4 protein-coding genes and 2 pseudogenes are annotated in these 14,587 nt (G+C 64.2%); 5 read left to right on the top strand and 1 reads right to left on the bottom strand.

Annotated features, from left to right (window positions below; translation table 11 throughout):
- Positions 1 to 41: 41 nt before the first annotated feature.
- The 4 genes and pseudogenes from HMPREF3158_RS06035 to HMPREF3158_RS13145 all read left to right on the top strand — a co-directional run bounded on the left by HMPREF3158_RS06035 (position 42) and on the right by HMPREF3158_RS13145 (position 12,437).
- Positions 42 to 1,580 carry an AMP-binding protein gene (locus tag HMPREF3158_RS06035; protein WP_070497743.1) on the top strand — a complete coding sequence of 513 codons (1,539 nt, stop codon included), beginning with the start codon at positions 42 to 44 and terminating at the stop codon, positions 1,578 to 1,580.
- Between the two features lie 187 nt (positions 1,581 to 1,767).
- Positions 1,768 to 10,869, top strand: a complete 9,102-nt coding sequence (locus HMPREF3158_RS06030; RefSeq protein WP_070497741.1) for a type I polyketide synthase — start codon at positions 1,768 to 1,770, stop codon at positions 10,867 to 10,869.
- Between the two features lie 875 nt (positions 10,870 to 11,744).
- Positions 11,745 to 11,816 (top strand): annotated as a pseudogene (locus HMPREF3158_RS13150) (fic family protein); the annotation flags it as partial.
- 30 nt (positions 11,817 to 11,846) lie between these two features.
- The gene (locus HMPREF3158_RS13145; RefSeq protein ID WP_246816189.1) at positions 11,847 to 12,437 is read left to right on the top strand and encodes a Fic family protein; all 591 of its coding nucleotides are present in this window, start codon (positions 11,847 to 11,849) and stop codon (positions 12,435 to 12,437) included.
- Positions 12,438 to 12,573: 136 nt separating this feature from the next.
- On the opposite strand, the gene HMPREF3158_RS06020 is transcribed toward HMPREF3158_RS13145, so the two are convergent.
- Positions 12,574 to 13,734 (bottom strand): RtcB family protein, encoded by a 1,161-nt coding sequence (locus HMPREF3158_RS06020; RefSeq protein WP_061920324.1) that lies wholly within the window; start codon positions 13,732 to 13,734, stop codon positions 12,574 to 12,576.
- Positions 13,735 to 14,285: 551 nt separating this feature from the next.
- Here HMPREF3158_RS06020 and HMPREF3158_RS12765 point away from each other — a divergent pair.
- A pseudogene (locus HMPREF3158_RS12765) lies at positions 14,286 to 14,471 on the top strand (hypothetical protein); the annotation flags it as partial.
- Between the last annotated feature and the right edge of the window lie 116 nt (positions 14,472 to 14,587).

Below are 14,587 nucleotides of genomic sequence, written 5' to 3'. Positions count from 1 at the left end.
GTTTAGGCCCGCCATAGCAGCCAGGGCTAAGCTTAAAAGCGATGCAGTTTTCTTCTTCTCAGCCCTGGCACCGCTTCTACGGCGAATGGACGCCCACCTCGTTGGACTACGGCAACGCCACGCTCCTTAGCCAACTGGCTGAGACCATCGCCGCGCACCCCGAGCGGGTGGCGCTGCGTTATATGGGCGAAGAACTTTCTTATGCGCAGCTCGACGCCGAGATCAACCGGGCCGCCAGCGCACTGAGCGCCCGCGGCGTGCAGCGCGGCGACTTCGTGGCCTTGGCGCTTGCTAACCGCCCCGCCCACGTCATTGCCTTTTATGCGGCACTGCGCTTGGGCGCTGCCGTGGTGGAGCACAATCCCCAGTTCACCACGCATGAACTGACCCCGATGGTGGCCCACCATGGCGCCCGCGTAGCCATCGCACAGGGGCCGGCGGTAGGCATCTTCCGCGAGTTGCCGCAGCTTGAGCACGTCATCGACGCCGACGCAGACTGGGAAGATTTCCTCGCCGAGGGTAAGAAGCAAACGCCACGGGCCGAAGTAAACAAAGACGATCTCGCACTCATCCTCTACACCTCCGGCACCACGGGCACCCCCAAGGGCGCCATGCTCTCTCATGGCAACCTCGCCGCCAACGCACTGCAAATGGCCCACTGGTGCCTACCGGAGGAGCACCCACAAGCGATGGCGGTTTTGCCGCTGTTCCACTCCTATGGCCTGACCATGTCGCTGACGGTAGGTGTGGTCACGGGGGCGTCGATTAGCCTCGTGCCTGCCCCGCGCCTAGAGCTTATCCTTGCGGCAATTGCGGCAGCCCCTCCCACCTGGCTGCCCGCGGTCCCTACGGTTTATCAGCGCATTGTGGACGCCGCACCGGAGCTTCCGAAGATCGCCCAAGCCATCTCCGGCGCCGCGACGCTGCCCTCTGCAACCATCGGCCAGTGGGAGACTCAAGCCCACGGCTTCCTCGTGGAAGGCTATGGGCTTACCGAGGCCGCGCCCGTTGTGACCTGCAATCCTTTGAACGAACACCGCCGCGCCGGCTGCATTGGCATCCCCATGCCGGATACGCAGGTACGCATCGACCCCGACACCGGGGAGCTACTCGTGCGCGGGCCACAGGTCTTTTCCGGCTACCTCCACAATCCGGAGGCCACCCGCACCGCTTTCCAGGACGGATGGCTGCGCACGGGCGACCTCGCCACTCAGGACGCCGATGGCTTTATCACCCTGCGCGCCCGCCTCAAAGAGACCATCATCACCGGCGGTTTCAACGTCTACCCCGGCGAGGTCGAAGAGGTGCTGCTTTCTCACCCTACGCTTGCCGACGCCGCCGTTATCGGCCGCCCTCGCCCCGACGGCTCCGAAGACGTCGTAGCCTGCATCGTGCTCGCCAGCGCCCAACCCGGCGCGCCCGCGGATGCCGCGCAGCCCACGCAGGAAGAACTCCGCGAGTGGTGCCGTGGCCAGCTCGCCCGCTATAAGGTCCCGCGCGAGTTCATCGTGGTTCCAGACCTAGGCCGCGATGGCCTGGGCAAACTCCGCCGCCGCGCTGTGGCCGAGCGTTTTCTGTAATTCTTCCAGCCACCCCCAAAGTTGAGTAAAACCTCACATTTTGAGCGAATAAGGCTGCAAACTTACGCCTGCGTAAGATACCGTGTCGTCATCGCGTTTATTTTGTTATAGCTAACTATTCTTTAACGCGGTTTTACTTCCTCTCCTCTTTTTTCTTCCAACCAAAAAACTCCGAGGTAATAACCCGATGCATTTGTCATCCCTGACACCACTTCACCGCCTAACTGGCGCCACCATCCTCTTCGCCGGCCAGGGTTCTGCCTGGCAGAAGGCACTCGCACAGGCCGCCGCGCAGCCACAGGTTCGCACCCGCCTGGTCGAGCTCCTCGAATCCGCCCGCACCACCACCGCCCCAGTCGCGCGCCAAATCGCGTCAACCTGCCCCGGCGTCTTCGGCCGCCTGCAGGAACTTATAGACGGCGAGGACAACGTCCAGGACGCAGACGTCTTCCCCGCCTATTCCATCCCGGGAATCGTGCTCGGGCAGATCGCCGCAGTGGAGCATCTCGCGCAGCTGGGCCTGCGTCCGGAAAGAGCACTCGGCCACTCCCAAGGCTCCCTCGGAGTGCTGGCGCTGCACGACCCGCAGGAGGCGCTGAGCTTGGCACTAGTGATGGGAACGGCGGCGTCGGCAAGCCACGGCAGCGTCGACGCCCGCTCGCACATGCTGGCGCTGCGCGGACTCACGCGCGAGTTCGTGGAGGAACGCCTCCAAGGCGATGCCGTCATAGCCGTGGTCAACGGCCGCCGGGCCTTCGCGTTATCCGGTTCCCCGGACTACCTCGCAGCCACGCGCACCGCCTTGGAAGGCGCAGTGGATGAATACAACGCCACTCTCACAGAGCGGACCGTAGGCGGCGACGAGCTCGAGCTCCACGCCACCGAGCTTCCAGTGGCCCTTCCCTTCCACCATCCCAGCCTTCACGCCGCCGCCGAGCTCACCGAAGAATGGGCAGCTGCCTGCGGAATCACAGACCACGGCCTGGCGCGCGAAATTCTCGTCGAAGAACACGATTGGCCGAGCCTTATCCAGGCAAACATCGCTGAAAAGCAAGCACAAGGCTCGGAGTTTTTGCTCAGCCTCGACGCTTCCCTAACGCGCCTGAGTGAGCCGCTGGTCACCGGCAGCGGCAGCGTCATCGTAGAGATTGCTACGCCCGAGCAACGCGACGCCCTTGCCACACCGGGCACGGAGCTGCCCGAGCCGCTTGATTACCGCGACTTCGCGCCCCGCCTGGTGGAGCTTCCCGATGGCCGTTTCTATACCCAAACCCGATTCTCCGATCTCACGGGTCTCTCGCCCATCATGCTGGGCGGCATGACGCCAACGACCGCCGACGGCGAGATCGTGGCCGCCGCCGCAAACGCCGGCCACTGGACCGAGATGGCCGGCGGCGGAATGTACTCCGACGAGGTCTTCCGCACCCATCTTAAAGTGATGGAAGAACACTTGAACCCAGGCCGCACGGCACAGTTCAACACCATGTTCTTCGACCGTTACCTGTGGAACCTGCAATTCGGTCAAACCCGCATCGTGCCCAAGGCGCGTGCGGCTGGCGCCTCATTCAACGGCGTGTGCATTTCTGCCGGCATCCCAGAAGTCGAGGAAGCAGGCTCGCTACTGAACCAGCTCCACAGCGATGGCTTCCCCTATATCTCCTTCAAGCCCGGCACCGCCCAGCAGACTCGCGACGTCCTCAAGATCGCTGCCGCCTACCCGGATGACCAGATCATCATGCAGGTCGAGGACGGCCACGCCGGCGGCCACCACTCCTGGGTCAACCTCGATGACATGCTGCTCGAGACCTACGCCGCAATCCGTGAGCACAACAACGTAGTGCTCGCAGTGGGCGGTGGCATCTCTACTCCACAGCGCGCCGCCGACTATCTCACTGGCAAGTGGGCACTGCGCTACGGTCAGCTGCGCCTGCCTGTCGACGCCGTCTTCATCGGCACCGTCGCCATGGCCACCAAAGAGGCCAAGGCCACCGATTCGGTCAAGGAGCTGCTGGTAGACACCACCGGCATTTCGCCAGAAGACAACGGCGGCTGGGTCGGCCGCGGCACCGGCACCAATGGCGTGGCCTCCTCCCAATCCCACCTGTTGGCCGATATCCACGACCTCGACAACTCCTTCGCCGCGGCCTCGCGCCTTATCACTTCCCTGTCCACCGAGGACTACGCGGCCCACCGCGCAGAAATCATCGCCGCCCTTAACAAAACCTCGAAGCCTTACTTCGGCGACGTCGAGAAGATGACCTACGCCCAGTGGCTGGAGCGCTTCGTCGAGCTGGCCCACCCCTTCGTCGATCCCACCTGGGATGACCGCTTTTTCGACCTTCTCCACCGCGTGGAGGCGCGCCTCAACCCGGCGGATCACGGCGAGATCGACACCCTTTTCCCAAGCATCGATGACGTCCACGATGCCCCTGCCGCTTTAAAGCTTTTGCTGGAAACCTACCCGGAGGCGGCGTCGACAAGCGTGTCCCCACGGGACGCCGCCTGGTGGATCTCGCTGCACTACAAACATGTAAAACCCATGCCGTGGGTGCCTGCCATCGACGGCGATCTCAAGACGTGGTTTGGCAAAGACACGCTGTGGCAGGCGCAGGACCCGCGCTACACCGCCGACCAAGTGCGCATCATCCCGGGCCCCGTGTCGGTTGCCGGAATCACGCGCAAGGATGAGCCCGTGGCGGAGCTGCTCGCGCGCTTCGAGGCCGCCACCACCCAACAGTTGTGCGATACAGGCGAAGAGCCACAACGCCTCTTCTCCCGCTTGCACGCGGTTGCTGACGCCGCGGAATTCATCAAGGCTTCCCCCACCCTGGTCTGGCATGGCCACTTGATGGATAACCCGGCCTTCCACATGGATGCCTCCGCTTTTGAGCTACGCCAGGATGAGACCGGCCAATGGGAAATTGTTATTCACGCCGACTCCTACTGGGATAACCTGCCGGATAACCAGCGCCCCTTCTACGTCCGTGAGGTCACCGTGCCTGTGGACTTGCCGGCCGATGTGTCCACGGGCGGCTCGCCGGTGGTCTCCCACGAGCGCCTGCCCGATGCCGTCTACGCGCTCCTGCGCGGCCTCGCCGGCGTGGGCTCGGTGGCCGAGCAAGGCGACGTCATCGACGAGATGCCACGCATCGAAGAAGACAGCATCGACGCGGAGGCGCCTTTCGGCCGCGCGCACTACTCCTTCCACCTGCCTGCCTCTCTTTTGGAGGCGCACACCGCTGTCACCGGCGCGGGCCTGCCCGTGGCTGAGACGGCCCTGCCGGTGGGCACTCCCGATGTGCTGGTCGGCCCCTGCTGGCCGGCCATCTACACCGCGCTAGGCTCTGGCCTGCTGCCCGATGGCTACCCAGTCATCGAGGGTCTGCTCAACGCCGTGCACCTAGATCACCTCGTGGACCTGCGTGTTCCGCTCGCCCAGCTGGCCGACGGCCGCCGCATCGACGTCACCTCTCAGTGCACCTCCATCGAGGAATCCGCCTCTGGGCGAATCGTGACCGTGGAGCTCGAACTACGCAACGGCCCCGACGTCCCGGAAAAAGCGGGCGAAATCGTCGCTATGCAAGTACAGCGCTTTGCCATCCGTGGGCGCGCGAGCGGCACCGCGGCACCTACGCCGGCTCCGGAGTGGGGCGGCGGCAAATCCTCGACAAAGGTCACCTCCACCCCGCGCTCCTTTATCGACCGCGCGGTAGTCACTGCCCCGCAGGATATGACCCCATTCGCGCTGGTCTCGGGCGATTACAACCCCATCCACACTTCTTATAACGCCGCCCAGCTCGTGGCTCTCGAGGCTCCGCTGGTCCATGGCATGTGGCTTTCTGCCACCGCGCAGCACCTCGAGGCCCGCCACGGCCAGGTGGTGGGCTGGACCTATTCCATGTACGGAATGGTGCAGTTGAACGATGTGATTGACATTGTCGTCGAGCGCGTCGGCCGCAAGGGCATCCACGCCGCGCTCGAAGTCACCTGCCGCATCGACGGCGAAGTAGTCTCCCGCGGGCAGGCACTGCTTGCGCAGCCGCGCACCGCCTACATCTACCCGGGTCAGGGCATCCAGACCGAGGGCATGGGCAAGGGCGACCGCGACGCTTCCCCAGCCGCACGCGAGGTCTGGCGCCGCGCCGACCAGCACACCCGCGAAGCACTGAGCTTTAGCATCCGTCACATCATCGACGAGAGTCCCACGTCCCTGCGCGTCGGCGAGCAGACCTTCGTGCACCCACAGGGTGTTTTGCACCTGACCCAATTCACCCAGGTCGCCCTGGCAGTCGTGGCGTACGCACAGACCGAGCGCTTGCGTGAGAACAACGCCATCGGCTCCAACTCGATGTACGCTGGCCACTCGCTGGGCGAGTACACAGCGCTGGCCTCGCTGGCTAACATCTTTGACCTCGAAGCGGTCATCGACATCGTCTACTCCCGCGGCTCCGCGATGGGCAGCCTCGTTCCACGCGACGCGGAGGGGAATTCCGAGTACGCCATGGCCGCGCTGCGTCCGAACATGATCGGCGTGAGCGGCGATGAGGTGGACGCCTACGTCGCCTCCATTGCGGAAGAAACCGGCGAGTTCCTAGAAATCGTCAACTACAACATCCGCGGTCAGCAGTACTCCGTGGCTGGCACCAAGGCCGGCCTGCGCGAGCTGGTCCGCCGCGCCAACGCTGTCAAGGAACGCGCAGCCGTGATGGTTCCGGGCATCGACGTCCCGTTCCACTCCCGCGTGCTGCGCGATGGCGTGGCCGCGTTTGCGGAGAAGCTCGACGAGCTCCTTCCGGCTGAGCTCGACCTCGACGCGCTGGTCGGCCGCTACGTGCCAAACCTCGTAGCAGTACCGTTCGAGCTGACCCAAGAATTCGTCGACACCGTGGCCCCGATGGCTCCTTCTGGCAAGCTCGACGGCCTCGACGCCTCCTCGCTTGAGCCGCAGGCACTCGCCCGCCTGCTCCTCATCGAGCTGCTGTCCTGGCAGTTCGCCTCCCCGGTGCGCTGGATTGAGACCCAGGAACTGCTCTTCGACGAGGTCGATCAATTAATCGAGGTCGGCCTTGCCGCCTCCCCAACCCTGACCAACTTGGCCAAGCGCTCCCTGGCCGTGGCAGGCCGCGACCTGCCCGTATTCAACGTCGAGCGCGACCAAGACCAGGTCATACTCCAGGACGTCCAGGCAGCACCAGAGCCCGAGACCGCCCCAGAGACAGAGGAACCGACTGTCGAGGCCGCATCGGCCCCAGCCGCCCCAGCCACCCCAGCCACTGAATCCGCGCCAGCCCCGGCCGAGTTCGCTCCCGCAGGTCCTGCCCCGGCTGCGCCTTCCGCAGGTGCCGCCCCCGAGCTCACCTTCCGCGCGGCCGAGGCCATCATGGTGCTCTTTGCGTTCCAGAACAAGATCCGCATAGACCAGATCAACGACTCCGACACCATCGAGGAGCTCACCAACGGCGTTTCCTCGCGCCGCAACCAGCTCCTGATGGACATGTCCGCTGAGATCGGCGTGCCTGCAATCGACGGCGCGGCAGACGCGGACGTCGCCTCGCTGCGCGAAAAGGTCAACGCCGCCGCCCCTGGCTACGCGCCTTTCGGCAGCGTCCTTGGCGAAGCCGTCACCGCACGCCTGCGCCAGCTGCTCGGCGCTGCGGGCCTCAAGCCCGCCGCGGTGGCCGAGTATGTCACCGGCACTTGGGGCCTGCCTGAGTCTTGGGTCGCCCACGTCGAGGCCGAAATCCTGCTCGGCTCCCGCGACGAGGATTCCGTCCGCGGCGGCAGCCTGAACACGGTTGCGTCCAGCGCCACCAGCAAGTCCGCGGCGCACGAGCTTATCGACGCCGCCGTCCAGGGCGTCGCCAATGCGCACGGCGCCAGTGTCTCCAAGGGCGCTGCCGCAGGTGGAGCCTCCGGCGGGGTCGTGGATTCCGCCGCTCTCGAGGCCTACGCCGAGACCGTGACCGGTGAGAACGGCGTGCTCGCCACCGTGGCCCGCCAGGTCCTCACCCAGCTCGGCCACGTCGCCGAGCCTGCCGAGGCCACCGCCCCAGACACCGAGGTCATCGAGGCCGTCGAGGCCGAGCTCGGTTCCGGCTGGCTCAAGTCCGTCACCCCTTCTTTCGACGCGGCACACGCCGTGCTTTTCGACGACGCCTGGGCCACCGCCCGCGAGCGCCTCGCCCGCGTAGCACTCGGTGAGATCGTAGCCGACGACGAGCTCGCGCAGCCTGCCGTCTTCCAGGGCGCCGGCGCCACCGTGGCTGAACAGGCCCGTTGGTGGGCACGCTCGGGGAACACCGCTGTCGACTCTGCCCACTTCGAGCAGATAGCCGCAGCCGCCGAGTCCACCGAACGCGGCGCTTACGCCGACGACGTCGCCCTCGTCACCGGCGCCGCACCGGGCTCCATTGCCACCGCCGTGGTCGAGCGCCTCCTCGCAGGCGGCGCAACCGTCATCATGACGGCATCGCGAGTGACCCAATCCCGTAAGGAATTCGCCCGCCGCCTCTACGCCGAGCACGGCCGCCAGGGATCTGCCCTGTGGTTGGTTCCGGCCAACCTCACCAGCTTCCGCGACGTGGACTCCCTGGTGGAGTGGATCGGTTCCGAGCAGCGCGAATCCGTGGGCAACGAGGTGAAGATTCTCAAGCCAGCGCTCACCCCAACCTTGGCATTCCCATTCGCGGCACCGTCTGTTTCCGGCTCGCTTGCAGACGCCGGCTCCTCCACGGAGTCCCAGGCTCGCCTGCTGCTGTGGTCGGTCGAGCGCCTCATCGGCGGCCTCTCTGACCTCGCGGTCAAGGCCCCGAGCCCCACCCGGTGCCACGTAGTCCTGCCGGGCTCGCCCAACCGCGGCACCTTCGGCGGCGACGGCGCTTATGGCGAAGTCAAGGCCGCGCTCGACGCCATCCTGGCCAAGTGGAACGTCGAGGCTGGTTGGCCTGCCAGCGTCACCCTTGCGCAAGCCAAGATCGGCTGGGTTGCAGGCACTCACCTCATGGGCGGCAACGACGTCCTCGTTCCAGCCGCGCAGAAGGCCGGCATCCACGTCTGGTCGCCGGAGGAAATCTCCTCTGAGCTGCTAGACCTAGCTTCCGCCGAGTCCCGCGCCCGCGCCACCGAACGCCCGATCGAGGCAGACCTCACCGGCGGTCTCGAAGGCTTCTCGCTGACCTCCCTAGAGGTCGAGAAGCCTGCTGCGCAGTCCGCTGCAGAGAGTGCCGTCAAGAACACCACCGCCCGCATCAAGGCACTGCCTTCCCCGGCACGCCCGGTGCAGCCGCAGCTGGCTGAGGAACTTGGCGACATCACCACCGACCTCGACGACATGGTGGTCATCGCCGGTATCGGCGAGGTGAGCTCCTGGGGTTCCGGCCGCACCCGCTTCGAGGCCGAGTATGGCCTGCAGCGCGACGGCTCCTGCGAGCTGACCGCCGCCGGTGTCATCGAACTCGCGTGGATGACCGGCCTCATCGCATGGCACGAGGAGCCCACGCCGGGCTGGTTCGTCGGCGAGACTGACGAACAGATTGCAGAAGAGGACATCTACGAGCGCTTCCGCGACGAGGTCGTGGCCCGCGCCGGCGTCCGCGAGCTCACCGATAAGTACCACCTGGTTGACCGCGGCTCCATCGACCTGACCACGGTGTTCTTGGACCGCGACATCACCTTCAGCGTCAGCTCGGAAGCACTCGCCCGCGACATCGCCGAAGCCGACCCAGAGTTCACCAGCATCCGCGAGGCTGACGGCGAGTGGGAGGTCACCCGCCACAAGGGCGCCACCGCAAAGGTGCCGCGCAAGGCCACGCTGACCCGCACCGTGGCCGCGCAGATGCCGGACAACTTCGACGCCGCCCGCTGGGGCATCCCGGACCACATGCTGGACTCCCTCGACCGCATGGCCGTGTGGAACCTGGTCACCGCCGTCGATGCTTTTACCCAGGCAGGCTTTAGCCCCGCCGAGCTCCTGCAGGCCGTCCACCCAGGCCAGGTCGCCACCACGCAGGGAACCGGCATCGGCGGCATGGAGTCCCTGCACAAGGTCTTCGTCTCCCGCTTCTTGGGCGAGGACCGCCCCTCCGACATCCTGCAGGAAGCCCTACCCAACGTCATTGCAGCGCACACCATGCAGTCCTTGGTCGGCGGATACGGCTCGATGATCCACCCCATCGGCGCCTGCGCCACGGCCGCGGTGTCCATCGAGGAGGGCGTCGACAAGATTACGCTGGGTAAAGCTGACGTCGTGGTCGCCGGCGGCATCGATGACGTTCAGGTCGAGTCACTGCAGGGCTTTGGCGATATGAACGCCACGGCGCAGACCTCCGCCATGACCGCGCAGGGCATCGACGAGCGCTTCATCTCCCGCGCCAACGACCGCCGCCGCGGCGGCTTTCTCGAAGGCGAAGGCGGCGGCACGGTTCTGCTCGTGCGCGGTTCGCTGGCGGCCGAGCTCGGCCTGCCGGTGCTCGCCGTGGTCGCCCACGCCGCTTCCTACGGCGACGGCGCCCACACCTCCATTCCGGCTCCGGGCCTCGGCGCTCTGGGCGCCGGTCGTGGTCGAGAGAACTCTCGTCTCGCACGCTCGCTGCGCGGGCTGGGCCTTAGCCCGAACGACGTCACGGTGCTGTCCAAGCACGACACCTCCACCAACGCCAACGACCCGAACGAGTCCGAGCTGCACTCCATCTTGTGGCCAGCTATCGGGCGCGACGCGGATCAGCCGATGTTCGTCATCTCGCAAAAGACGCTCACCGGCCACTCCAAAGCCGGCGCCGCGCTCTTCCAGACCGGCGGGCTCATCGATGTCTTCCGTACCGGGCGCATCCCCGCCAACGTCTCGCTGGACTGTGTCGATCCCCTCATCGCACCGAAGGCGAAGAACCTGGTGTGGCTGCGTTCGCCGCTGGATCTGGCAGCCGCGGGCCGCAGCGTGAAGGCCGCGGCGCTGACCTCGCTGGGCTTCGGACACGTCGGCGCGCTCATCGTGTACGCGCACCCGGGCGTGTTTGAGAAGGCCGTCGCCAAGCAGCGCGGCACTGACGCTGCAGCTGCTTGGCGCGAGCGTGCCGAGCAGCGCCTAGCCGCCGGTCACGCCCGCTTCGAGGCCGGCATGTTGGGCCGCGCGCCGCTCTTCGAGGTCATCGACGGCCGCCGCCTGCCGCACGCCGACGCCAAGGTGATGATTGACGGCTACGGCCTCGTCGACGCCGACAAGGCCGCGGAAATCTCCATGCTCCTCGACGCCGATGCGCGCCTGGGCAGCAACGGTGAATTCCCGAGTGTGTAGTCGTTAGCTAACTGGCTGGCCAGACCAGCCAGTAGTAGATAGAGCTCAGGCCCGCTTCCGGAAAAGGGAAGCGGCGCGACGAACCACTCATGTGGATTGTAGGTGCGCCCGTCGATCCCAACCTGAGACACCTTCAACCGCACGTCTGCAAAGCAGTGGCTCACGATAAGAGTTATCTGGCGCATTGCGCTCGCAGTCCACCGGGATAACAGCTATCCCGGTAAACTAGGATATCGATCTACCGGGATAAGTCTTATCTCCAATGCCCCAAGCGCATGACAGGAGTCAGCTGTGGCAAAGACAGGCGAATTGGAATGAATCCCCGCTGATGGCAGTGGTCTTTCTCGACGCGCCAAACAAGGAGGTAAGTATCACGCTTTCGTTCCCGATCCCCTCGCAAGCATGTCGTTGAAGCTTCCGTCCGAGCTCTCGCGACGTATCGTTCGCATCGAGCGGGAGATTCACAATCTTGGGATGAGAGACAATACCCACTCCCTTGAAGGAGTTGTGCGACTCCTGCTCCGTTCTGAGGCCGTCGCTTCCTCCCGGATCGAGGGAATCGCTCCCAACTCCGACAAAGTGGCCATGGCGATCCTCGCGCGTGAATCAGATTCCGAAATTCGGGGTTTCAAAGAATCCGCAACAGCTGTCGCCCGCAATGTCGCCATCCTCGACACCATCAATGCAGACTTAGCTTACAAAGACGAGCTGGTCCTGGATGACATTGTTGCAATGCAGACAGCGCTCGTTGCAGAAAAGCCTTTGCAAGGAGTACGAACTACTCAAAACTGGATTGGCGGGTCTGACTATCACCCCATCGATGCGGCTTTTGTCCCCCGCCTCCTGTACAAGTCCCAGGACTCCTCGACGATCTCATTGAATACTTCAACGGGGCAGACCACGCCGCGCTCGTTCAGGCAGCGCTGGTTCATGCACAGTTCGAGACCATCCACCCATTCCCGGATGGGAATGGACGCGTGGGGCGAGCCAAGATTCACGCGCTTTTGCAGCGCAGAGGGCTCACCGATGCTACGGTTCTCCCCGTCAGTATGGTTCTGGCAACGCTCGGTGACCGTTACGTCGACGGACTCACGAAATTCCGCGAGGGTGACGTGCTGGCATGGATCTCTTTCTTCGTCAAGGCTGCACAAGTCGCCACCACCAAAGCAGCTGAACTTGCGGATAGCGTCGCCGCCCTAGAAGCAGAATGGATGGACAAGGTCAATCACCACCGCACTGCGCAAGGAAGCAAGCGCGCATTGAAATCGAATTCGACGGAGTTCCAACTGCTCAAGAAGCTACCTGCCATGCCTTTGGTCACGGTGCCCATCGTGAAGTCCGAGCTGGGGATTTCATCGACAAGCACGGCCCGAGATGCTCTCGATTCACTCACCGACGCTGGCATTCTGCGTAAGAAAGTCATCGGTGTGGGCGGGCTTCTCGGTTACTTCGCTGACGATGTTTTCATGTTGGTCAACGATGCTGAACGCCAACTCGCCTCGACGCAGTTTAATACTCGGCTTTCACCTCCGACCGGCCGAGCGGTTCCAGCCCTTCGCGATAAATAAGCAGTAATCATTAGTAGTCACGCGCTTCGTTTCCTTACATAAGGCAAAGCGTCGTGCTGGTGCGACGCTGCAGGAAAGGCATCGGAAAGCGCAAAAGGGACAGTCACTCAAAGTGACGGTCCCTTAATGGCGCAGATTAGGTGCCCTTAACGTTGAGGATCTGGCGCAGGGTGTGCTTGACCTCAACGAGCTGGGTGGCATCGGCCATCACGCGGTCGATGTCCTTGTAGGCGTCCGGAATCTCATCGACGAACTCGGCGCCGGGACGATAGACGATGCCTTCCATGCGTGCGGCAAGGTCCTCCTCGGTGAAGCGGGCCTTGGCCTGGGTGCGCGACATGACGCGGCCGGCGCCGTGCGGCGCAGACTTAAGGCCCGGCGCGTAGCCCTTGCCTTCCACGACGTAGCTGGCGGTGCCCATCGAGCCGGGGATGAGACCGCGGTCGCCCTCATCCGCCTTGATGGCGCCCTTGCGCGTGAGCCACACGTTCTTACCGTAGTGGTTCTCGCGCTGGGTGTAGTTGTGGTGGCAGTTGATGCGCTCGAGCTCGAGGTTCTCGCGATCCGCGCCGGACCAGGTGGCGACGCAGTCGAGGAAGCGGTCCATCATCTCATCGCGATTGAGCAGCGCAAAGTGCTGTGCCCAGTGGAGATCCGCAATGTAGGAGTCGAACTCTTCCGTGCCCTCGACGAGGTAGGCCAGGTCCTTGTCCGCGAGCTGGATCCAGTGCTTCTCGCAGTGGCGCTGCGCAGCTTTGATGTGCTTCTGTGCAATCTTGTTACCCACGCCGCGCGAGCCGGAGTGCAGGAACAGCCAGACGCGATCTTCTTCGTCGAGACACAGCTCGATGAAGTGGTTGCCGCCGCCCAAACTGCCTAGCTGCTGGCGCCAGTGCTTCGAATGACTAAGGTCCACGCCGGTGTCCTGGGCCAGCTGCGCGAGCTCGCGCGTGCGGGCCTCGGTGCGCGGGTCCATGATCCAACCGTTGTAGTTTCCGGGCGAGAGTGGAATGGAGTCTTCGACCGCGGTGCGCAGGTCCTCGAGAGCGAAGTCCTGGATATCCGCGTGCGTAAGGTGGGTCCGCACGGCAATCATGCCGCAGCCGATGTCCACGCCGACGGCCGCCGGGATGACGGCACGCAGCGTGCCGAAAACGGTGCCGACCGAGGAGCCCTTGCCGAAGTGGGCATCAGGCATGAGCGCCACGTGTGGGTAGACGAAGGGCAGGTCAGCGACGAGTTGTGCCTGCGCCACCGTCTTGTCTTCAACAATGGAGGCGAAGTTGTGCAGGCGCATAAAAGAGCCTTTCTCTGCGTTTGCGTAACGCAGTTCGTGAGAAAGGGCCTGCTTGGGCGGCTGACTTATAAGTTTGCGCGCGGGTCGCGCGGCTGGCACCAACGTCCGGGATAAGCAGGGCCGCTTTCCCGGGAAATGGTCAAGTCAGCCTGTTAGAAGAGTTGCTTAAAGAAGCGTCCTAGCGGCTGATTGTTATAGGTCATCATCGCGGTTCGCCTCCTTTATGCTTTCTCGTTCTTCTTTCGGGCTGTTAGTGCTGCGTGTGAGCCTACACGATGTACGCGATTTCTGCATGCGATTGATGATGCGAAGAAATTCACCCAGCCACGAAAAACTTGACACCGTCCATTCAACCGCATTCGCTGCCTGCTCATTTGTTCGTCCGTCTGGCGGGGTGTCGTGCGCCGTGATGAGCTTCGTTTAATCGTTCAGCCCACCTCGACCTAGTCGAGAGTGGGCTGGATCTTTATCTGGGTTATGCAGCAAGATTGCTCTGGGTAAAGCCGACGTCGTGGTCGCCGGCCGCATCGACGACGTGCAGGGCGAGTCCCTCCAAGGCGGGTGCCGCGCTCTTCCAGACCGGCGGTATCATCGACGTCTTCCGCACCGGCCGCATCCCGGCCAACGTGTCGCTGGACTGCGTTGATCCGCTCATCGCACCGAAGGCGAAGAACCTGGTGTGGCTGCGTTCGCCGCTCGACCTGGGGGCCGCTGGCCGTCCGGTCAAGGCCGCCGCCTGCCGCACGCCGACACCAAAGTGATGATTGACGGCTACGTTTCAGCTAACGCTCGACCAACTTTTGCTTCTCAGGGTCATAAATGCTGAGAGCGGCTTGTTGGTAGGGGTGTTGCG

Origin of the sequence: Corynebacterium sp. HMSC06G04 (assembly GCF_001807365.1) — a bacterium.
In the GTDB taxonomy this organism is placed as follows: Bacteria; Actinomycetota; Actinomycetes; order Mycobacteriales; family Mycobacteriaceae; genus Corynebacterium; species Corynebacterium simulans.
This window is presented reverse-complemented; position numbering and strand designations above follow the sequence as displayed.